We start from the raw sequence: 20,313 nt of genomic DNA on the forward strand, positions 1-20,313 counted from the left end.
TGTGTATAAGAGACAGGGGCGGCCGTACCGGGATCGCCGGGGGCGAGGATCTCGCGCCAGCGCGGCAGTTGCGCGGTGGTCGACGGATGCCGGGCCAGTGCGGTCAGTTGCCGGGCCCAGTCGGGGAAGGAGGTCCGAACCGGCTGGAGGCGCACCGGCTCGCCGGCGGACACCGCCGCCCAGACCTGGGCCAGGTCGGCCAGCAGGACACGCCAGGAGACGCCGTCGACGGCCAAGTGGTGCAGGCAGATCAGGAGGCGGCCCGGCCGGTCCCGGCCGTGGTCGAACCAGACCGCCTGGAGCACCGTGCCGGCCGCGGGGTCCAGCCGTCCCGGGGCGGCCTCGGTCTCCCGGGCGACGGCCGCGCGACGGGCTTCCTCGTCGAGACCCGCGAGGTCGACGCGGGTGAGATGGTCCGCCGTGCGGGACCGGGGCCGGATGTGACAGCCGGGGCGGGACCCCGCGGACGGCACGGTCCGCAGGCGCAGCATGTCGTGGTGGTCGGTCAACGCCCGGAGAACGGACGCCAGTCGTCGCTCGTCGGCGTCGGCGGGGGTCTGCACCAGCACCGACTGGCTGAACCGGTCGACCGGACCGGGGCCGTCCAGGAGCCAGCGCATGATCGGGGTGAGAGGGACCTCGGACGTGGCGGCGGGGTCGGCGGGGAGCGGGTCCGTGGCCGCCCGCGCGGGGACGGACGCGGGCGCGGCAGCCTCCGTCCCGGCGGCCTCTCGGGCCAGGGCGGCGGGCGTGCGGTGGGTGAAGACGTCGCGCAGGGTCATCGTCAGGCCGGCCGCCCGCGCCCGGCTCACCAGGGTCAGCGCGGTGATGCTGTCACCGCCGAGTGCGAAGAACGCCTCGTCGGCGCCGACGGACTCCCGGCCGAGCACCTGTGCGAACAGCGCGCACAGGGTCTGCTCCGCGACGGAGCGGGGGGCCGGAGCGGGGGCCGGGGTGGTGTCGGGCTCGGGTGGCGAAGCCGTCTCCGCGAGGGCCCTGCGGTCCAGTTTCCCGCTGGTGGTCAGGGGCAGGCTCGTCCGGACCACATAGGTGTGCGGGACCATGTAGCGGGGAAGCGCCTCGGCGAGGTGGGCCTGGAGGGCGGCGGGTACGGGTTCGGGGCCGGTGGCGCCGACCACGTGGGCGACGAGCCGCTTCGCGCCGGCCGATGTTTTTTGGACCAGGACGGCGGCCTGTGCGACGGACGGGTGCCGGATCAGCTCGGCCTCGATCTCGCCCAGTTCGATCCGGTGACCGTTGATCTTCACCTGCTGGTCGATCCGGCCCAGGAACTCCAGTTCGCCGCGGTCGTTCCAGCGGACGAGGTCGCCGGTGCGGTACATCCGGGTTCCGGGAGCGGCGGACCAGGGGTCAGGGACGAACCGGTCCGCGGTCAGGCCGGGCCGGCCGAGGTAGCCGCGCGCGAGACCGGCGCCGGAGACGCAGAGTTCGCCCGGGGCACCGGGGGGCACCAGCCGCAGCTGGTCGTCGACGACGTAGAGCCGGTGGTTGACCGTGGGCCGGCCGATCGGCGGGGCGGCGCCGCCCGAGGGGGCCGTGCAGCGGTGCATGGCCACCACGACCGTGGTCTCGGTGGGGCCGTACGTGTTCCAGACCTCACGCCCGGGGGCCGCCCAGCGGTCGACGACGTCACCGGACGGGGCCTCGCCGCCGGTGGAGACGAAGGTGAGCGCGGGCAGGGCGGTGGGGTCGAGCAGCGGCATCAGGGCGGTGGGCAGGTCGGCGATGGTGACCGCCTGACCGGCCATCAGGGCCTGGAGCCGGTCGATGTCCAGCCGCTCCTCGTCGGTGGCCAGCACCAGCGTGCCTCCGCTGAGCAGCGCGCCGAAGGTCTCCAGCACCGAGACGTCGAAGGTGAGCGCGGCGAAGCCCAGGAAGCGGGCCTCGGGGCCGACTCGGCAGGCGGCAAGGTTCTGGAGGGTGAAGCCGACGGCGGCCGCGTGGCTGACGACCACGCCCTTGGGCCGGCCGGTGCTGCCCGAGGTGTAGAGCATGTAGGCGGCATTGGCGGGCCCCACGACGGGATCCGGTACGGCGGGCTCCGGTACGGCGGGCGAGGCCGCGTCGGCGGGTGCCGTGTGCCTGGGGGCGGACGCCGTGTCCGCGTCGGCGGGCGCCGTGTGCCTGGGGGCGGACGCCGTGTCGGCGTCGGCGGGCGGTACCGCGTCCGCCGGCCCGTCGTCGGCGGGCGGTTCGACGGGGACCATGTTCCGGACGGCGGCGGGCAGTCGGCCGGCGAGTTCCGGACGGCTCACGACGGTGTCGATCCCGGCGTCGCGGACGATGTACTCCAGGCGGCGCGGCGGCAGCCCGGGGTCGAGGGGGACGTAGCAGCCGCCCGCCTTGAGGACCGCGAGCACCGCGGTGACCATGCCCGGGGAGCGGTCGACGCAGACGCCGACCGGCCGGTCCGGGCCTACGAACGGGCGCAGCCGCCGAGCGACCTCGTCGGATCGCGCCGCCAGCTCGCGGTAGGTGAGTCGCTCGCCGGCGCAGACGACGGCCACCGCGTCCGGGGTGCGCCGGGCCTGCTCCTCGAACAGCTCGTGCAGGCAACCGGTCTCGGGGACGGGCGCGGTGCCGCCGTCGCCGTACTCGAGCAGCAGACGGAGGTCGGCCGGGGACAGGATGTCGATCCCGCCGACCGTGGTGTCCTCGTCGGCCCGGGCGACGCGGGCGACGAAGTCCGCGATGCGGTTCCGGTGGGCGGCGAGTTCGTCGAGGTCGCAGCGGGCGGCGTCCACCTCGAACTGGAGGCCGATCGTGCCGTCGCCGCGTTCGTAGACGTTGAGGGACAGGTAGTCGACCGGTCCGACGGCGAGGTTGTGGGCGGTGGCGGGCAGTCCCGCGAAGGTGACGTCGTAGTCGAAGGACATGATGTTGACGGCCGCGTCCCACAGTCTGCGGCCGGTGTCGCCGGGGGCGAGTTCCCGTTTCAGGTCCTCGACCGGGTGGCGCTGGTGCCGCAGCCCTTCCCGCACGGCCCGCGAGGCCTGGCGTACGAGGTCGTCGAACCGGGTGGCGGAGGTGACCGCGAGCCGCAGCGGGAGGATGTTGGACAACACTCCGCAGGTGCCGCGCGCGGCCGGTGTGGAGCGGCCGGTCACGGGCATGCCGAGGACGACGTCCTCGGCACCGCTGATCCGGTGCAGGTAGGCGGCGGCCGCGGCCAGGACGACGACCGTCCAGCGGGTGCGGGCGCGGCGGGCGGTGTTCCGCAGCGCCTCGGCAATCTCCGGCCCGAGGTCGGTACGCAGCCGCAGCACCCGGCCGGAGGGGGCCGCACCGGTCCGGCCGCCGAAGGCGACGGTCTCCGGCGGGTCCGTCATCCGCTCCAACCAGTAGGCCCGGTCCTGCGCGGCCTGCTCGGACTCGCGGTGGGCGCGGTCCTCCGCCACCACCTGCCGCAGCGGCGCGGCGTCGGTGGGCGTGAGCGGGGTGCCGTCCACCAGCGCGGTGTACGCCTCGGCGACCCGGCGGTTCATCCGGGCGCCCGCGACGCCGTCGGCGACGATGTGGTGCACGGCGTGGAACCAGAAGTGGCGCTCGGGTCCGGCGCGGAAGAGCAGGTAGCGGGTCAGGGGGTCGCGGGTGAGGTCGGTGGGCCGGGCGAGTTCCGCCCGCATGCGCTCCTCCGCCGCGGCCCTCGGGTCCGGATGGCCGCTGACGTCCACCGTCTCCAGTTCCAGGGGTGGCCTCGCCTCGGGGACCTGCCAGGCCCGGCCGTCCTCCTCCTCGAAACGCACGTTCAGGAAGTCGGTTTCGGCGATCATGGTGCGCAGGGCTTCCTGGAACAGGCCGGCGTCGACCGCGCCATGGATTTCCAGGTATTCGGCGATGTGGTAGTCGCAGCTTTCTGGATCTAGCTGCTGGGCTACCCATATTCCGGCCTGCGAGGCTGTCAGGGGAAGACGAACGCGCTCCTCAGCGGACATCCGGCGGTCTCATCTCACTCGGGGCGACGACGGGCGACGTCATGGTCGACGCCCACTGTGCGAGACGGAATGCGGGCCGGAAAGTCACGGGAAAAAGGCTCTTGACCACGGAATGCGGACCGTCCATAAATACCCGTCGCATCATTCCGGTCCCGTGAATCGGCGACTTTCGGCATTCTTCCGTTCCGGCGACGCTGCTCAACGGCAATGAGGTCGTTCAGGGAAGAAAGGCGTCGGCATGACACCGGAGATCGAGGCCGCGTTCGCGGCGATCAGAGACGAATACGGCCCCGGGTCGCTCGACCGGGTCACGCGGATGCTGGACGCGGACCCGCGGGACCGGGCCCCCTTGCAGAAGCAGGCCAAGTGGATCATGCCGGGCATCTCCCAAAAGCCCTGGCACGACCGGTACGAGCACCCCGAGATCGCCCCCGTGGTACGGGCCTTCGAGGCCGGGCACGCCGCGATCCGGGAGGAGCTGGCCGAGGCCTGGGCCGAGCGGCGCGGCCGCTTCTCCGACTACGAGCACTATCTGGTGCGGCAGGAGGACTGGCAGGCGCTCTATCTCTACCGGGCGGGCAAGCCCGTCCTGGAGTCGGAGCCGCTCGTGCCGACGGCGTTCCGCATCCTCCAGGAGACGGCCGTCGACACCGAGCTGATCTGCCCGCTGCTGGAGAGCCACTTCTCGACGCTGCTGCCGGGCGCGGCCATCGCGCCGCACTGCGACCTGTGGAACTTCAGCATCAACCTGCATCTCGCCGTCGACATCCCCGAGGGATGCGGTATCAGCGTGGCCGGGGAGGCTCGCCGGTGGACGGAGGGCGAGTGCCTGCTCTTCGACTACTCCTTCGAGCACGAGGCCTGGAACCACGGCACCCGTCCCCGCACCTGCCTCCTGGTCGACCTGTGGCATCCCGAGACCACGGTGCCGGAACGAAAGGCCCTCACCACGCTGGTCACCGAGGTCCGCCGCCTCACCGGCGAGGCCTGAGGGACCATCGGCCGACGGACCGCGCATCACGGCCGACCGGCGCGCGGCCGGCCGAAGGAGCGGCGGCAGGCGTGCGGGCCGACACCCGTGGTGCGTCCGAAACCTTCACGGAAGACAGTCGGAGAACCGAAGCCGACCTGCGCGGCGACGCGTTCCACGGGATGGTCCGAGGTCGCCGTCGCGACGGCGAGCCGGTGGTCCACGTTCGACACCGGATCGCCGACAGCCCAGCCGCCGGAAAGCCCACCCCCCACGGCCTACCCCTTCCTGACGGCGCCGAGCGATCACCGTCGGCGTGCAGACGCTGAGTACGGCCGGGCCGGCGGGCGACTTCGCGCCACGGTCCGGGGCCGTGCCCGGGCGCCGCGAGGTCCGGGTCCCGCTCGACCGCGTCCGCCAGGCGCCGACGGGTGCGTTCGGAGAATTCCGCGGCTTCGGAGTGTGCCGCCACCGTCTCCTCCGTCGCTCGCAAAGAGGCCGGATCGTCCCCCAGACGGTCGCGCACCAAGGCATGCACCCGTTCCAGCTCGGATACGGCATCGGCATCCCCACCTCCTGACAGACCTATCGGGTGGGGCGTGACCACTACCGCTTCAGCTCGCTCCGAGCAGATCCGCGGCCCTTTCTCCGATGACGATGGCGGGGGCGTTGGTGTGGCCGCGAACGATCGTCGGCATGATCGATGCGTCCGCAACCCGCAAGCCCTCTGTCCCTCGTACGCGAAGTTGCGGGTCCACGACCGAGGAGTCGTCGCTGCCCATCCGGGCTGTTCCGACCGGGTGGTAGAGCGTGTGGGCGTGATCGGCCAGCGCAAGGGCGTCACGCCGGTGACGGGACAGGCGCTCGCCTCCCGGGGGCATGAGGAAGCGGCCCGAGGACAGCCCCCTGGCAGCGAGTCGCTCGATGATCTGCTCGCAGACGTCGAGCCCGGCCATCAAGGCCTCACGGTCGGTCCCACCCGCGTCCGTGAGGTAGCACGGGTCGATAACCGGCTTGTCGAGCGGATCCGGAGAGGCAAGTCTGATCGATCCGGTGCTCTGAGGCCGGAGAAGGATCGCACCCACCGTGACACCGTGTCCGGAGGGCTTGACGAGACCTTCACCGATGAACGGCACCGGGGCGAAGACAATTTCGAGGTCGGGGAGTTCGAGCTCGGGGCGGCTGCGGACGAAGCCGTACGCTTCGCCGACGTTCGAGGTGAGCATTCCCCGGCGGCGGACGAGGTAGTTCAGGAGCTCGCGGGGCCGCTCCGCGGAGAACAGTGTCCCGTCCGGCACGTCGACAACGAGTCCGGAGATGAGGTGGTCGGTGAGGTTGGCGCCGACCTCAGGGGAGTCCACGAGGACGTCGATTCCCCGTTCGCGCAGGTGAGTGGCGTCGCCGATCCCGGAGAGCATGAGAAGTTGCGGAGTGTTGACCGCGCCTCCACTGAGTACGACCTCGCGGTGTGCCAGCACCTTGCGTGCGACGCCCCCAGTGATGTATTCAACTCCAACGGCGCGGCGGCCCTCGAAGAGGACGCGGGTGACCTGCGCGTCCGTGATGACGTGCAGGTTCGAGCGGCTGCGGGCGGGCTTGAGGTAGCCGTCCGCGGTGCTGAACCTGGCTCCGCGTCGCTGGCTCACCATCGTCTGCGAGAAGCCGGTGGGCGTAGCTGTGTTGGCGGGCTCGACGGTATGGCCGAGCTCCTTGGCGGCGTCGAGGAAGGCAGCCGTGTGCGGGTTCGGGTTGCGCTGCGCCTCGATGGTCATGGGACCCGAGCGTCCATGGTCCGGGTCGGTGGCGCCTGCGATCCCTTCCACGCGGCGGAAGTAGGGCAGCAGGCCCTGCCACGACCAGTCCGCTCCGCAGAGGTCGCCCCACTCGTCGTAGTCGGCGGCGAACCCGCGCACCCACATCATGGCGTTGATCGACGAAGACCCGCCGAGCATCCGGCCCCGGGGCCAGTAGACGGGGCGCCTGGAGAGTTGGGTCTGCGGAACCGTCGTGTAGTCCCAGTCGAGTTCGGTCTTGAAGAGCTGGGAGAAGGCGGCGGGGATGTGCACGGCTGCCTTCCTGTCCGGTCCGCCCGCCTCCAGGAGGGCCACCGAGGCCGTGCTCTTCTCGGTCAACCGGCCGGCGAGAGCGGCTCCGGCCGACCCGGCTCCGACGATGACGTAGTCGACGCTGTGGAGCGCGGTGCTCATCGGTCCCCCTCGATCGCGCGGGCATCCAGCGTACCTGCGTTCCCAGTTCGCGTGGTCTTCTCCGTCCTGGGGTGGACGATCAGGGTGGCGCCGAGTGTCCCGGGGAGGGTGTCATTGGCGAATTCGAGGGCGCGGCCGAGGAATTCGGCCGGGGTGTCGCCGGACAGCCGTACGACGCCGAGAGTGCTGCCGAAGACTTCTCCGCTGATCACGGCGTCGTCGTGGTCGGTGATGTCGGGGACCAGGATCCGGCAGCCGTCGCCGTGGGTCTCGGCCTTGGGATGGGCCGCCAGCACAGCGGACAGGCGCTGCCCGGCACCTGGGTAGTCGTCCGTGCGCGGCGGCAGTGCGCGCAGCACGCGCCGGATCTCGTCCAGCAGGCGCTCGGTGCCGTCCCACTCTTGGGGCAGGACCAGGATCTGGCTGGCGATGCAGTTGTGGCCGGAGTTGTTCATCTTACTGGTGCCGATGTGCCCGGCCTGGAAGCGGAAGTCCGCCGCGCTCCAGGGGCCGGGGGTCACGATGCAGAGGCTGACGCCGCCCAGCTCGCTGATGAACGGCTTGCCGATCAGCGGCATGTCGTCGCGGCGGCGCTCGCCCGCCTGGTCGTCTGTGCCCCACACGATGGCGTCGCGGGTGCGGTCGCTGCCGGTGACGTGGATGGCGTCGACGCCGTCGTGCGGGGCAAGGTATCCGCCCTGGGCCGCACCTCCGTCGATGAAGCGCACCCAGCCGTGCGCGACGAGCTCGGCGAAGACGTACTCGAAGTGCGGGCGGAGATAGGCGTTGACCGGGTTCATCTTCGCGACGACCGGCCACCGCCGCGGCGATACATGTCGGTCAGCGGAAGGCACCCGGCCAAGGTGCCGGGGACGGTGGCGCGACCACCGGGGGTCGGTCGTCGCAGGTGATGGTGTTCGGCAGCTCCCAGGACGCCAGCCAGGGTCCGGTCGTGCCGCTGCCGTCGTTGCCTCCGAGGTCGTTCACCGTGAACTCGGAGCCGGTGGCGGGGAAGTTGAAGGATCCGCAGTTGTTGATACCGACCGCGCCGACGCTACGGGCGTCCACGTTCTCGAAGGACGCCGATCCGGCGGAGCGGGCGCTGAGCACGGAGGTGCCGGTGCCGTCCACGCGGATGTCCTTGAAACGGACGCCTCGGATCGCGTACTTGTCCTTCACCGGGAAGTCGGAGACAAGCATGATCGCGTTGTAGGTGTTGTCGAGGAAGTGGTCGCCGGTGACCTCGATGTCGGCGTCGATGTCCCGCTCCAGGGCGTAGAACCAGATGGCTCCGAGGCCTATCTTCCAGTTGAGCTCGAACGGCCCTGAGCGGACTGTGGTGTTGTCCGTGATCCGCAGATGTCCGGTGAACGGCTCGGCGCCGAAGCGTGATCCGACCTGGATGGCGCTGCCCTCTCTGACGGGGTCGGCGATGAGGTTGCCGGTGACCGTGTTGTCGGTGCCGCCGTACAGGGCGATGCCGTTGGCGAGGACCGGGCTCTGCACGGTGTTGTGGGCGAAGACGTTGCGCGCGTCGGCCGTCTTCTCGGACCACATGGCCAGACCGTCGTCGCCGGTGTTGCGGACGAAGCTGTCCGTGACGCTCGAATCGGTGACGCCGGTGTGGAAGTTGAGGCCGTCGGCGATCTGGTCGGCGATCACGGTGCGGGTGACACGCAGGCCGGTCATCGGGCCGTCGAACCACATGCCGACCTTGGTGTGGTGGAGGTAGAGGCCGTCGATCGTCGAGTTGCTCAGCGCCCCGCCGATGGCGTTCACCTGGTCGGTGTCGATGCGTTCGCGTACGTCGCCCTCGACGGCGAAGCCCGACAGGTGGACGTCGTGACTGCCGCCGTCCGCCGCGTCCTTGCCGTAGAAGCCCACGCCGGTGTGGACCGAGCCGTCGGGGGCGGGGGTGCCGAGGGTGACCTGGTGGCCCTTGACGACCGTGTACCAGCTCCCCGCCCCGACGATCGTGACGTCGTCCACGGCGATGTGGCGGTTCACCTGGTACGTGCCCGGCGGCAGGTACACCTTGAGGTGCCGCTTCTCGGCGTAGGCAATGGCGCGGTCGAAGGCGTCGCCCGCGTCACGCCGGCCGGTGGGATCGGCCCCGAACGCAAGAACGTTCGCGGCGTGCTTCTCGACGTGCGGCGCGCCGACGAATTGCGTGTCGAGCAGGTCGATCACGGTCCAGGCCGCGGTGCTGCCCTTGGGCGCGGCGAGGCGGACGGTGTCGCCGGCGGCGTAGCGCTTGCCGAGCAGCAGTCTCTGCTCGTCGTAGAAGTGGCTGGGCCGGAACGGCTTGTCGACGGTGGGCGGCGGAGTGGTGGCGGCAGGAACGCAGCCGCATTCGGTGATCCACCAGTCGGGGTGCAGCAGATCGGCTCGCGGGTCGTTGCTGAACGGGTACTGGTTGTACAGCCAGGAGTACTGCGAGGTGAGGGTCATCGTGGTGCGGCGCCCGCCGCCCACGGAGACATCGAGGGGCGCGGTGATGCCGCCGCCCTGTGGGGCGTCGGGAATGCTGTACCGCACGGTGAGAGCGTTGGCCGCGCGTGGCAGGGTGAACTCGACGTACTGGCCCGGATCCAGCCGCACCGCCGCGCGGCCGGACGCCTCCGAGGACAGCGTGTAGGCGGAGCGGTCGGGGCCGATGACGGTGCCGTTCGTCGTCGCGCTCTCCGCCTCCTGTTCCACGAAATCCACCCTGGCGCCGCGCCCTGCAACGAGGGCGGGATCGAGCCCGGCCCGGGTCACCGCCGGAGCGCCCGCGCGGCCGCCGTGCCCCGAGGCCGCCGGGGCCGAAACGCCGAGGCCGAGCACGAGTCCGGCGGCGGCCGCGGTCACCGCCACGACTGTCCAGGCCGGTCTTCGCGCACGGCCGTGGGCTCGCTCCGCAGCCGCGTGCAGGATGTATCGCGCCATCGGGGTCTCGTTTCTCTGGGAGCGGAGGACACCGAGGGCAGCTCGGTGCGCGGCAGCACGGCGGCAACAGGCCGTGTCGCTGCGTTCCGGGACATTAGGGCGCGATGGGACGACCGACAAGACGGTGAGCACATATTTCCATCAGCTAGTACAGATTCTGCAAGCAACAGTCGATTTCTTGCACTCATTTCATTCTCCGGAGCGCACCGCCCTCACCGCCAGACCGAGCACTCCAGAATCCGGCCGTCGACCGTCCCGATGCGCAGGTCCCCGTGCGGCACCACGAAGACAGTGAGTGCGGTGGTCGGTGTCCCGTCGATTTCGGGTCCGGTGTGCCGAGCGGCTCATGCTCCGTGAGTCGGAGACCGGGGACCGCGCGGCGATCCATGAGAACGACGTGGCCGCGCGGTTCTGGGCGGCCGAGCGGCCCGGTATCGGCGCCCCGCCACGCGAGGGCATGTGCCGTCGGTCGGGCACGGTCCACCAGCAGGAGCGAAGGGCCGTACGCGACTCTTCCGCGAGAAGTTCCGGCTGCTCCGATGGCTGCCAAGTGCCCGTCCTCGGACACCTTGTTGCGGTGTCAACACCGTGCACCTACAAGCTTCACGTTAGACTGATGGGATAGACGATGCACCTGGGACGAACACCGGGTGCGCCTCGTGCCTGCACCTACGGGGAGTCCGGACTTCGTTGGACGCGGTGGCACCGGTCCACCCGGGTGGCGCGAATTCGTCAACTCACCAACCTCAGATTTTCATGACGGGTCGTAAGAACATTCGACGGCCTGATCGGGCCGACCGCACTGCTGGTGGAGAGATCGCGCGCCCGGCTGTCGCGCCAGGTGGGCACCGGGCGACGGACGGAAGAGAAACTCAAAAAAATCTCCTCGCCGGGTTGGAGTCGGGCGGTCGGGCTTCTTCGCAGGCCGATGAGCCCGCACCCCGTACCCTTCATGGTGTCTACGGCGCCACCTAGCGGGCGCCGAACGTCTGGAGGCAACACCACGTGCTGATCGCTCAGCGTCCGTCCCTGACCGAAGAGGTCGTCGACGAGTTCCGCTCCCGGTTCGTGATCGAGCCGCTGGAGCCGGGCTTCGGCTACACCCTCGGCAACTCTCTGCGCCGCACCCTCCTGTCGTCGATCCCCGGCGCTGCTGTCACCGGCGTCCGCATCGACGGTGTCCTGCACGAGTTCACCACCGTGCCGGGTGTCAAGGAGGACGTCACCGACCTGATCCTCAACATCAAGCAGCTGGTCGTGAGCAGCGAGCAGGACGAGCCGGTCGTGATGTACCTGCGCAAGCAGGGCCCGGGTCTGGTCACCGCCGCCGACATCGCACCCCCGGCCGGTGTCGAGGTGCACAACCCCGACCTCGTCCTCGCCACGCTCAACGGCAAGGGCAAGCTGGAGATGGAGCTGACCGTCGAGCGCGGTCGCGGCTACGTCTCCGCCGTTCAGAACAAGCAGGTCGGTCAGGAGATCGGGCGCATCCCGGTCGACTCGATCTACTCGCCGGTGCTGAAGGTCACGTACAAGGTCGAGGCGACCCGTGTCGAGCAGCGCACCGACTTCGACAAGCTGATCGTCGACGTCGAGACCAAGCAGGCCATGCGTCCCCGTGACGCCATCGCCTCCGCCGGCAAAACGCTGGTCGAGCTGTTCGGTCTGGCCCGCGAGCTCAACATCGACGCCGAGGGCATCGACATGGGCCCGTCCCCGGTGGACGCCGCCCTGGCCGCCGATCTGGTGATGCCGATCGAGGAGCTCGACCTCACCGTCCGCTCGTACAACTGCCTCAAGCGCGAGGGCGTCCACTCCGTGGGTGAGCTCGTCGCCCGCTCCGAGGCCGACCTCCTCGACATTCGCAACTTCGGTTCGAAGTCCATCGACGAGGTCAAGGAGAAGCTCGCCGGCATGGGCCTCGGCCTCAGGGACAGTCCGCCTGCATTCAACCCGACCGCCGCTGCTGACACCTTCGGCGCCGACGCCGTGGACGCAGGTTTCGTGGAGCCCGAGCAGTACTGAACGCAGCGCTGAGCCGGCCACAGCGACACTTCGCGTACGGAGACAGGAGAACCTCCACGCTGCTCGATCGGGCGGCCTCGACCGGGTCCGCGCCACAACGGGCTGACCCGCGAATCGAGCACCGGTCAACTCGCGAGGCCGTCTCCATGTCCCCACACTCACCGCCAAGATCAATTGCAGGCAGCGTGACGGTCGCCGAGCGTCGGACGACCGCCACGAGTTCTCAAAGTCCACCCTCGTAGCGGGCTCTTGCGCTTGCCCAACAGGCTGCTGCCCGCGCGGGGACGCTGCACGTCTTCGGCCTTGACAATCCGTTCCCGCTGCCTGAAGGCTGACCGACCAGTCGGTTTGAAGGAGTGGGACGTGACCGAGCTGAGCATCTCCACGGCTGCGGGTGTGTTCGACGCCATCACCGCCGGTCCGTCCAAGGGCCGACCGGTGCTGCTGCTGCATGGTTTTCCCCAGACGTCGCTGGCGTGGCATCGACAGGTCGCGGCGCTGGCCGCGCGCGGCTACCGCGTGGTGGCGCCCGATCAGCGTGGCTACTCCCCCAGGGTCCGCCCGGAGCGGCCTGAGGACTACCGCATGAGCGTCCTGGTCGACGACGTCGTCGCGATGACGGAGGAGCTGGGCTGGGCACGGTTCGACCTGGTCGGTCACGACTGGGGCGGCGCGGTTGCGTGGTGGACCGCCGATGCCCATCCCGGCCGCATCCGCACCCTCACGGTCGTCTCGACCCCGCACCCCGGTGCTCTCGCCGACGCCTTGCGCACCGATGAGGACCAGCGCGCACGATCCCACTACATGCGTGACTGGCGCGAGACGCCCGCGACCGAGGACCGCATGCTGGCCAACGACGCCGAACTGCTCCGTACCCTCTACGCGGGAAGGGTCCCGCAGTCCAGCGCCGACGCCTACGTTCGGCACCTGTCCCAGCCGGACGCCCTCACCGCGGCGCTGAACTGGTACCGGTCCGGCCGCCCCGAACACGCGATCGGCATCATCGATGTGCCCACGCTGTACGTCTGGAGCACGCAGGACACCGCGTTCGGCCCGGCAGCCGCACAGCAGACCCGGCAGTGGGTCAACGGGCCGTACCGGTTCGAGACCCTCCAGGGCGTCAGCCACTGGATCCCCGAGGAGGCGCCCGAGACGCTGAACCGTCTACTGCTCGGACATCTGCATGCGCACGACGAGCCCGGCACCGCATCGAGCACCGGGTCTGCCGACTCCCGAGGCGACGAGAAGCAGACCGACGGCCATCGGACCCGGTGATCACCGACCTGATCATTGCAGGTCGCGGCGTCGGGACGGCGCTCGTGTAGAGCGTGGGTGCCGTCATGTGCGCCTGATGACGAGCACGGCCACGTCGTCCAGGTGGTCGACCGCGACCGCGGCGTCGAGGAGCCGGTCGGCAATCGCTTCCGCGCTCAGTCCGTCGTGGAGGGCTTGGGCGGCCAGGGCTCCGGCCCGCTCCAGGCCGACGTCCAGCATCAGGCCCGGTCCTTCGACCACGCCGTCAGTGACCATGATCAGCGCGGTGCCCCCGGAGCAGCCAGGACCCAGGCGGCGAAGGCTTCAACACCGTCCACGACGGCCTCGAAGCGCGGGGAGTGGAACAGGTCGAACGAGTGCTGCCCGCCGGACAGTTCGGCGTAGACCACGGTACTGTCCGAGACACGGCGCAGCCGGTCGACGAAGTTCCGGGCGCCCTCGACGGTCGCCAGCGCGTCCTTGGTGCCGTGGGCGATGAGGAACGGTGGCGCACCGGGGTTGAGGTACGCATACGGTTGGTTCGGGGACGGCGTTGCGTCGGGCTCCTCGCCGAAGAAGTGGCCGTAGTAGCCGTAGAGGCAGATCACCGCGGTGACCGTGGTGTCGGCCAACTCGAATCCGGGCTGGAACAGCGGGTCGTTCGGCGTGAGTGCGCACAGGGCCGCCAGGTTGGAGCCGGCGGAGCTGCCAGCCACGAACAGCCTCGATGGATCGGCACCGTACTCGGGGGAGTGCTCGCGGACCCAGGCGATGACCTTCTTGGCGTCGATCTGGTGGCCGGGGAAAGTGGTCTGGGGCCGCAGCCGATAGTTTGCGCTGATGCACACCCACCCCTGGCCGGCGAGCCGGTAGAGCAGGGGCCGTGCCTCGCGGTTCTTCGCTCCGCTGGTGTACCCGCCGCCGTGGAAGTAGATCAGGACCGGCGCGTGCTGCGGTGTGTCGCGGCGGCGGTAGATGTCGAGGAGATTCCGGCGGCCGGCGTCCCCATAGCGGATGTTGGGGATCCGCTGCACGTCACGCCGCCGCATCAGGCCCGGCAGCAGCAGGATGCGGGCCCAGGGCCGGTGGCGGCGCAGCGGTACATGCACTACACCGCCGCAACTGGTGGGACGACCCAGGGACGGCCCCAGCTCGCCGCGCCTGGTTGCCACAGGTCCCATCGATTCCTGCCTGGCCGCCATGCCCCGATGTGACCGCCCTGTACGACGCGGAAAGCCTCTGTCGGCGGGCCTCCGACCACGGCAACACCCACGGCCCAGCCGTCCCGCGCAGGCCCGGCGGGTCGGGCGCGCGGCGGCGTGCTGGTCGGACGGGCGGGTTTGCTGACCCGCACCTACGATTGGCCTGCGGTTTTACTCGGTCGCGACAGGAGGTTCCCGGATGGAAAGACGATCTTTCGGCAAGCTCTTCGGCGTGGGCGTGACCGGCGCGGCGGCGCCTTCGATAGCGGGAGCACACAGCGCTTCCGCGCCCTGGGCGACCGCCGGTAGGGGCGCCCCTACCGGCGGGGATGTGTCCGCGGAGGAGACGGAGGCAGGTGCCGGGTCCTCCTTCGGCCCGCTGAAGCAGATCCGTGCCGGCGAGCTGAACGTCGGCTATGCCGAGGCAGGTCCCGCCCACGGTCCGGTGGTGCTTCTGCTGCACGGCTGGCCGTACGACATCCACAGCTTCGAGGCGGCGACGCCGCTGCTCACCGCGCACGGCTACCGCGTCATCGTCCCCTATCTGCGCGGCTACGGGACGACCACCTTCCTGTCCCCGAAGACGCCCCGCAACGGCGAGCAGGCTGCCGTCGCGATGGACATCATCGCGCTGATGGACGCGCTGCGCATCGACCGGGCGGTCGTCGGCGGCTTCGACTGGGGCGGACGCACCGCCGACATCATCGCCGCGCAGTGGCCGGAACGCTGCAAGGCCCTCGTCTCCATGGGCGGTTACCTCATCCTCAGCCAGAAGGCGCTGCGCCAGCCGGCGCCGCCGGCCAAGGAGTACCCGTTCTGGTACGCGTACTACTTCTGCACGGACCGGGGCGAGCTGGGCCTCAAGGAGTACCGGCACGACCTCGCCAAGCTCGTCTGGCACACCGCCTCGCCGACCTGGCACTTCAGCGACGCCACCTTCGATCGCACCGCCAAGGCGTTCGACAACCCCGACTACGTGCCCGTCGTGATCAGCAACTACCGCTGGCGGCTCGAACTGGCCCCCACCGACCCGCGGTACGCCGATCTGGAGGCACGGCTGGCCGAGGGACCGGCCATCGGTGTGCCCACCGTCGGGCTCGACGGCGAGCTGGACCCCTTCGCCCCGTCCGGCGGCGACTCCTCCTACCGCGACAAGTACACCGGCCCGTACGTCCACCGCACGCTCAAGGGCATCGGTCACAACGTTCCGCAGGAGGCGCCCGCGGCATTCGCCCAGGCGGTCCTGGAGGCCGACCGTATGTCGCGCGGCTGACTGTGCACTCTGGAAGAGCGCCCTCAACGCGTTCGCGCTGTTCTTTGAAGACCGGATCAGCATCCGGTGAAGACGAGGGACTTGCGCAAGAACGCTTACACGCTCACCTGGTTCAGCCCTGGCCCTGGAGGGTGGCAAGCCAGTCGGTCAGCAGGCGGTTGACCTCGTCGGGGCGCTCCTGCTGGATCCAGTGGCCGCAGCCGTCCAGGAGGCGGGAGGCCGACAGGCCGGGGAGGGTGGTGGGGTAGGCGTCGATGGCGTCGGACATCCAGGTGGTGGAGGCGTCCAGGGCGCCGCCGATGAACAGGGACGGCTGCTTGATCGGGGCTCCGCGGTGCGGGGCGAGGTCTTCCCAGTCCCGGTCCATGTTGCGGTAGCGGTTGAGTGCGCCGGTGATTCCTGTGCGCTCGAACTCCCCGGCGTAGACGTCGAGCTCGTCCTCGCTCAGCCAGGCCGGGAGGACCCCCGTGGGGAAGCGGTCGCGCAGTCGGCCGCCGCCGCGGGCGACGAAGTGCGGGTCGGGCTCGCCCTGGGCGGGCATGGTGTCGGCGGACAGGGCCGCGTAGAAGCCCGCGAGCCAGCCCCGGACATCGGGCTCGATCTCTGCCTCGGCGCGGCCGGGCTCCTGGAAGTAGGAGACGTAGAACTCCTGCTCGGGGTGGCCGATCCGGCCGAAGACGTCGGTGGGGCGGGGGCCGCCGGGCGGCGCGTAGGGGACGCTCAGCAGGCCGACGGCGCGGAAGACCTCGGGGTGGAGCAGGGCGGAGGCGGCGGCGATGCTGGAGCCCCAGTCGTGGCCGACGACCACCGTGTCCTCCTCGCCGAGGGCGCGCACGACGGCGACGTTGTCCTCCACCAGGTCCAGCATCCGGTAGGCGTCGGTCGCCTCCGGCTTGGAGGAGCGGCCGTAGCCGCGCACGTCGATCGCCACCGCCCGGTAGCCGGCTGCGGCGAGGGCCGGGAGCTGGCGGCGCCAGGAGTACCAGGACTCGGGGAAGCCGTGCACGAGCAGGACCAGCGGGCCGGTGCCCTGCTCGACCAGGTGCAGGCGCCCGGCCGGGGCCTCGACGGTGCGGTGGCGGAGCTCGGCGGTCGGCTCGGGCTGCATGGACTTCTCCTCGGATCGCGGGCAAACGCGGCTACCCATCGATCATGCGGCGCGGCACCCGCCCGACGCGATCGGCCTTGCCATTCTGGCAAGATCGCAGGACAGAGCGGTGGAGCGGCACGGCAAGAAGGAGCGAGGAAAGTGGCAGTCGACGACGTGAACGGCACGCTGGCCGCGATGGGGCCCCGACTGCGGGCCGCGCGCGAGCACCACGGCGCGACGCTCGACGGTGTCAGCTGCGCGACCGGCATCTCGACCAGCACGCTGTCCCGGATCGAGACCGGCCGGCGCAAGCCCACCCTGGAGGTGCTGCTGCACCTGTCGAAGGAGTACGGCGTCTCCCTGGACGAGCTGGCCGGCACCGCCCCTGCCCCCGCGGCCGAGCCGCGCGCCGCGGCGCCGCTGAGCTTCGGCGACGGCAAGGCGGTGCTGCCGTTGACCCGGTACGTCGGCGGCCTGCACGCCCACAAGCACGTCCTGGCCTCCCTCGAAGACCCGCCCGCGCGGCCCCGCCAGGTCTCCCACGACGGCCACGAGTGGCTGTGCGTCCTGTACGGGCGGCTGTGGCTCGCCCTCGGCGACCAAGACCTCATCCTGACCCCCGGGGACCTCGCCGAGTTCGACACCCGCACCCCGCACGGGGTGGCGAACGCCAGCCCCGGCGGACCGGTCGAGTACCTGATCATGTTCGGACCGCAGGGCGAACGCCTACGGCCGCGCACCCCTCCAGCCGCCGGTCGCGGGAACCGCCAGCCGCATCGTGCCCAGGCCGGCCGCCAAGAACAGCCGTAGGTTCCGGAACCCGCTCCGACAAGACAGCCACCGTCGGCACCACCGCCGAAATGAACGCCCTCACCGACGCCGCACGCCCGGCCTAACCCCCACGCGGTTCACGTTCGGCCCGGCCTGCAACGCCGGGCGACCCCGGCGCTGCGGGAGATCACCGAAGGGCTGCTGCCGCGGCCGACCAGTCGGCCAGGATGTCCCTCACCGCGCCGCGCAGCCAGGCGTGGGCCGGGTCGGCGTCGTGCCGGGGGTGCCAGGCGATGCCCAGGCGCAGCGGGGGCAGGTCGAGCGGGACCTCGAAGACGGCGAGGCCCAGGGTGGCCGCGAGCGACAGGCCCCAGGAGCTGATCAGCCCCACGAGGTCGGTGTCGCGGACCACGAACAGCGAGGCGGGGAAGGTGCCGACGGTGCCCACCACCCGTCGGCCGAGGCCGAGTTCGGCGAGCGCGGTGTCGACGGGGCCGTGCAGTTTGCCGCGCCTGGACACGATGACGTGATCGGCGGCGGCGAACCGCTCGGGCGTCAACTCGCCGTCCAGCAATGGATGTCCGGCACGCGCGACGCCCACCATGCGGTCCTCGTGCAGGGTTTCGGTGTGCACCTCGGGGGAGGCCGCGTCGATCACCCCGACCTCCAGGTCGGCGGTGCCCTCGCGCAGGAACGGCGCGTCGACGTGGCTCTCGCTGAGGAACCGGATGCGGATGCCGGGCGCCTCCTCGGCGGCACGGGCGAAGAGCGCGGCGCCGTGCGCGGCGGCGATCGCGTCGTGCCCGAGGATCGTGAAGGTGCGCGAGACCGTGCGCAGATCGGTGCCCCGGCCGGGTACGAACAGGGCGCGGGCGCGCTCCACCACCGCGCCCACCTCGGCTCGTACGGCGAGGGCGTGCGGGGTCGGCACCATCCCTCGCCCCGCGCGCACCAGGACCGGGTCGCCGAGTGCCTTGCGGATGCGGCCGAGGGTGCGGCTCATCGCCGGTTCGGACAGATGCAGCCTGCGTGCGGCGCCCTGGACGCTCTGCTCCTCCAGCAGGACGTCGAGCGCGAGCAGCAGATTCAGATCGATGCCGCCGGAACCACCGGATCCCATGGATTGCGTCACGCGCAATTGTCCCTTGCAAAGGTTGCACTGGAAAGCAGGTCGGGCCGAGCCTACGGTGACAGGGCATCCCACACCAGTCCGTCGAGCTCCCGGGGAGGAGCCATGACCCCACACGCCCTGAAACGGTCCACCCTGCTGGCGCTGTGCGCCTGCGTCCTGGTCGCACAGAGCATGGTCGCCGCCATCAACCTGCTGATCCCACAGCTGAGTTCGTCCTCGCTGCACCCCTCGCACACCGAGATCCTGTGGACCGTCGACGCGTATGTCATCGCCTTCGCCGGACTGCTCGTCCCGGCGGGCGCGCTGGGCGACCGCTACGGCCGCAAGGGCGCCCTGCTCACCGGTCTCGCGCTGTTCGCCGCGGGCGCCGGGACCAGCGCCCTCGCCCACTCCCCCGCACTGCTGATCGCGGGCCGGGGCGTGTCCGGCGCGGGCGCCGCGCTGATCACCCCGGCGACGATGTCGATCCTGATGCGGCTCGCCGCCCCGGAACACCGGCCGCGCGCGATGGCCTCCTGGACCCTGGCGATCGGACTCGGCGGCGCGGCCGGCAACCTGGGCGGCGGGCTGGTGGGCCAGTTCCTTTCCTGGCGGGCCCTGTTCGCGGTCATGGTGCCGCTCGCCGCGCTGCTGGCGCTCGCCGTGGCCGTCACCACCCCGCGCACCGAGCGCGCCCACGCCAACCACCTGGATCCGCTGGGCACACTGCTGCTGACGGCGGGCCTGGTCGCGGTGCTGTTCGGCATCATCGAGGGCCCCACCTACGGCTGGACCTCCGCGCGGATCCTCGGCGCCTTCTCGGCGGGCGCCGCGCTGGTGGCCGGGTTCACCGTGCACGCCCTGCGCTCGCGCGCCCCGCTGTTCGACCCGCGCGTCTTCGCCTCGCCCCGGCTGCGCTCGGCCGCCCTCGGCACGGCCACCGGCTTCTTCGGCCTGTTCTCCCTCTTCTACGTCAACTCGCAGTACCTGCAGGAGGTGAAGGGGTTCGGCGCTGCCGTGACCGGTGTCGCGATCATGCCCCTGACGGTCGGCATGGCGCTGGTGCCGAAGCTCGCCACGCGCTGGGCGGGCCGGCCCCGGCCGGTGATCGGCGGCGGGCTCGCCCTGATCGGTCTCGGTCTGCTGGGCGCCTCCACCGCGGGTGCCGGGACGCCGTACTGGGCGTACGCGGGCTGGCTGCTGGTGATCTCGGCGGGCACCGGGCTGTCCATGCCCGCGCTGACCCTGGGCGTGGTCTCCTCGCTCCCCGCCCACCAGGCCGGGCTCGGCTCCGGGCTCGGCACCTCGGCCCGCGAGATCGGCGCGGCCCTCGGCGTCGCGGTCACCGGCACGATCCTCTCCTCCCACCCCGGCCTCGCCCACGGCATGGCCCCGGCGCTGCGCACGGTCGCGCTGCTGGTGCTGGCGGCGACGGCCCTGGTGATCGCCGGGTACGGCGGCGGAAAGACGCGCAGTGTCGCGTCCGGCGCGGAACGCGTACTATCGCGTTCGGTCAGGTAGCGTGG

14 protein-coding genes and 1 pseudogene are annotated in these 20,313 nt (G+C 71.0%); 6 read left to right on the plus strand and 9 right to left on the minus strand.

The window, feature by feature from the left end:
- On the minus strand, nt 1-3,956 hold a 3,956-nt coding region (locus tag FNH09_RS32525; protein ID WP_152893491.1), incomplete at its 3' end, for a non-ribosomal peptide synthetase.
- A gap of 238 nt (nt 3,957-4,194) precedes the next feature.
- On the opposite strand from FNH09_RS32525, the gene FNH09_RS32530 reads away from it, so the two are divergent.
- On the plus strand, nt 4,195-4,947 hold the full coding sequence (locus FNH09_RS32530) for an aspartyl/asparaginyl beta-hydroxylase domain-containing protein (RefSeq protein ID WP_152893492.1): 753 nt from the start codon (nt 4,195-4,197) through the stop codon (nt 4,945-4,947).
- 26 nt (nt 4,948-4,973) lie between these two features.
- Here the strand turns inward: FNH09_RS32530 and FNH09_RS47845 are convergent.
- The 4 genes and pseudogenes from FNH09_RS47845 to FNH09_RS32550 all read right to left on the minus strand — a co-directional run.
- Nucleotides 4,974-5,120: pseudogene (locus FNH09_RS47845) on the minus strand (AraC family transcriptional regulator); the annotation flags it as partial.
- A gap of 420 nt (nt 5,121-5,540) precedes the next feature.
- A complete protein-coding gene (locus FNH09_RS32540) occupies nt 5,541-7,133 on the minus strand; it encodes a GMC family oxidoreductase (protein ID WP_152893493.1) in 1,593 nt (530 codons plus the stop codon).
- Nucleotides 7,130-7,933: an aldehyde dehydrogenase family protein gene (locus FNH09_RS32545; RefSeq protein WP_152893494.1), complete on the minus strand. Its 804-nt coding sequence runs from the start codon at nt 7,931-7,933 to the stop codon at nt 7,130-7,132. Before FNH09_RS32545 ends, FNH09_RS32540 begins: the two co-directional genes overlap by 4 nt.
- Before the next feature lie 40 nt (nt 7,934-7,973).
- Entirely contained in the window at nt 7,974-10,061 is a 2,088-nt protein-coding gene (locus tag FNH09_RS32550; RefSeq protein ID WP_152893495.1) for a glycosyl hydrolase family 28-related protein, read from the minus strand.
- A gap of 1,005 nt (nt 10,062-11,066) precedes the next feature.
- Between FNH09_RS32550 and FNH09_RS32555 the strand changes: the two genes are divergently transcribed.
- Both FNH09_RS32555 and FNH09_RS32560 read left to right on the plus strand, forming a co-directional pair.
- On the plus strand, nt 11,067-12,086 hold the full coding sequence (locus tag FNH09_RS32555; protein WP_162469421.1) for a DNA-directed RNA polymerase subunit alpha: 1,020 nt from the start codon (nt 11,067-11,069) through the stop codon (nt 12,084-12,086).
- Between the two features lie 363 nt (nt 12,087-12,449).
- On the plus strand, nt 12,450-13,361 hold the full coding sequence (locus tag FNH09_RS32560; RefSeq protein ID WP_338017749.1) for an alpha/beta fold hydrolase: 912 nt from the start codon (nt 12,450-12,452) through the stop codon (nt 13,359-13,361).
- A 63-nt stretch (nt 13,362-13,424) separates the two neighbouring features.
- On the opposite strand, the gene FNH09_RS32565 is transcribed toward FNH09_RS32560, so the two are convergent.
- Together FNH09_RS32565 and FNH09_RS32570 are read right to left on the minus strand one after the other, a co-directional pair.
- Nucleotides 13,425-13,616: a SpoIIE family protein phosphatase gene (locus FNH09_RS32565; RefSeq protein ID WP_152893496.1), complete on the minus strand. Its 192-nt coding sequence runs from the start codon at nt 13,614-13,616 to the stop codon at nt 13,425-13,427.
- 2 nt (nt 13,617-13,618) lie between these two features.
- Nucleotides 13,619-14,521, minus strand: coding sequence for an alpha/beta hydrolase (locus FNH09_RS32570; RefSeq protein WP_238427243.1), 903 nt, complete (start codon nt 14,519-14,521; stop codon nt 13,619-13,621).
- A gap of 220 nt (nt 14,522-14,741) precedes the next feature.
- On the opposite strand from FNH09_RS32570, the gene FNH09_RS32575 reads away from it, so the two are divergent.
- Nucleotides 14,742-15,815 carry an alpha/beta fold hydrolase gene (locus tag FNH09_RS32575; RefSeq protein WP_152893498.1) on the plus strand — a complete coding sequence of 358 codons (1,074 nt, stop codon included), beginning with the start codon at nt 14,742-14,744 and terminating at the stop codon, nt 15,813-15,815.
- A 112-nt stretch (nt 15,816-15,927) separates the two neighbouring features.
- Here FNH09_RS32575 and FNH09_RS32580 read toward each other — a convergent pair whose 3' ends face one another.
- Nucleotides 15,928-16,923, minus strand: a complete 996-nt coding sequence (locus FNH09_RS32580) for an alpha/beta fold hydrolase (RefSeq protein ID WP_152893499.1) — start codon at nt 16,921-16,923, stop codon at nt 15,928-15,930.
- Nucleotides 16,924-17,064: 141 nt separating this feature from the next.
- On the opposite strand from FNH09_RS32580, the gene FNH09_RS32585 reads away from it, so the two are divergent.
- Nucleotides 17,065-17,715 carry a helix-turn-helix domain-containing protein gene (locus tag FNH09_RS32585; protein ID WP_162469422.1) on the plus strand — a complete coding sequence of 217 codons (651 nt, stop codon included), beginning with the start codon at nt 17,065-17,067 and terminating at the stop codon, nt 17,713-17,715.
- Nucleotides 17,716-17,863: 148 nt separating this feature from the next.
- Here FNH09_RS32585 and FNH09_RS32590 read toward each other — a convergent pair whose 3' ends face one another.
- Nucleotides 17,864-18,814, minus strand: a complete 951-nt coding sequence (locus FNH09_RS32590) for a LysR family transcriptional regulator (RefSeq protein WP_420802798.1) — start codon at nt 18,812-18,814, stop codon at nt 17,864-17,866.
- A gap of 96 nt (nt 18,815-18,910) precedes the next feature.
- On the opposite strand from FNH09_RS32590, the gene FNH09_RS32595 reads away from it, so the two are divergent.
- Nucleotides 18,911-20,308: an MFS transporter gene (locus tag FNH09_RS32595; RefSeq protein WP_152893500.1), complete on the plus strand. Its 1,398-nt coding sequence runs from the start codon at nt 18,911-18,913 to the stop codon at nt 20,306-20,308.
- Nucleotides 20,309-20,313: the final 5 nt, after the last annotated feature.

The sequence above is a fragment of the Streptomyces adustus genome (assembly GCF_009377175.1).
Classification (GTDB): Bacteria; Actinomycetota; Actinomycetes; order Streptomycetales; family Streptomycetaceae; genus Streptomyces; species Streptomyces adustus.

Bases quoted from the DNA above. Each gene is read 5' to 3' on its own strand.
- FNH09_RS32540 (WP_152893493.1), bottom strand. From the start codon at position 7,133: ATGAGCACCGCGCTCCACAGCGTCGACTACGTCATCGTCGGAGCCGGG.
- FNH09_RS32575 (WP_152893498.1), top strand. From the start codon at position 14,742: ATGGAAAGACGATCTTTCGGCAAGCTCTTCGGCGTGGGCGTGACCGGC.
- FNH09_RS32550 (WP_152893495.1), bottom strand. From the start codon at position 10,061: ATGGCGCGATACATCCTGCACGCGGCTGCGGAGCGAGCCCACGGCCGT.
- FNH09_RS32570 (WP_238427243.1), bottom strand. From the start codon at position 14,521: ATGGGACCTGTGGCAACCAGGCGCGGCGAGCTGGGGCCGTCCCTGGGT.
- FNH09_RS32565 (WP_152893496.1), bottom strand. From the start codon at position 13,616: ATGGTCACTGACGGCGTGGTCGAAGGACCGGGCCTGATGCTGGACGTC.
- FNH09_RS32545 (WP_152893494.1), bottom strand. From the start codon at position 7,933: ATGAACCCGGTCAACGCCTATCTCCGCCCGCACTTCGAGTACGTCTTC.
- FNH09_RS32595 (WP_152893500.1), top strand. From the start codon at position 18,911: ATGACCCCACACGCCCTGAAACGGTCCACCCTGCTGGCGCTGTGCGCC.
- FNH09_RS32580 (WP_152893499.1), bottom strand. From the start codon at position 16,923: ATGCAGCCCGAGCCGACCGCCGAGCTCCGCCACCGCACCGTCGAGGCC.
- FNH09_RS32530 (WP_152893492.1), top strand. From the start codon at position 4,195: ATGACACCGGAGATCGAGGCCGCGTTCGCGGCGATCAGAGACGAATAC.